The sequence below is a fragment of the Roseomonas acroporae genome, from assembly GCF_023223525.1.
Classification (GTDB): domain Bacteria; phylum Pseudomonadota; class Alphaproteobacteria; order Acetobacterales; family Acetobacteraceae; genus Roseomonas_E; species Roseomonas_E acroporae.
This window is the reverse complement of sequence record NZ_JALPRX010000145.1, coordinates 1-403: the sequence shown is the minus strand read 5'-3', so window position 1 is coordinate 403 and position 403 is coordinate 1. Positions and strand designations below refer to the sequence as shown.

The following is a 403-nucleotide window of genomic DNA, read 5'->3' as shown; positions in this document are numbered from 1 at the left end:
CAGCGTCGCGATGATGCGCAGGATCGCCACGTCGTCGGCCAGCGCCCGCTCGCTCCGGCGCAGGCGGTGGCAGGCCAGCGCGCCCACGATGCGCCCGTCCACGCGCAGCGGCAGGGCCAGGAAAGAGACCTGCGCCTGCGGCAGCCGGCTCCGCTCCACGGCGCGGCCGAGGAAGCCCGGCTCCTTGTCGATGTCCTGCAGGATCACGAGATGGCCGTCGGCGATGACGCGGCCGGTGATGCCCTCGCCCCGCGCGTAGCGGCCGCGCGCCATCTCCCGGTGCGTCAGGCCGTAGGCGTAGGCGATGGCGTAATGTTCGCCCTCCGGCTCGCGCAGCACCACGCGGCCGCGGTTGAGCCCGAGCACCTCGGACAGCAGGTGCAGCATCTCGCGGATCGCGCGA

At 73.7% G+C, this 403-nt stretch carries 1 protein-coding gene; it reads right to left on the bottom strand.

The features are described 5' to 3' along the window. On the bottom strand, positions 1-403 hold a 403-nt coding region (locus tag M0638_RS25845; protein WP_248669835.1), incomplete at both ends, for a GAF domain-containing protein.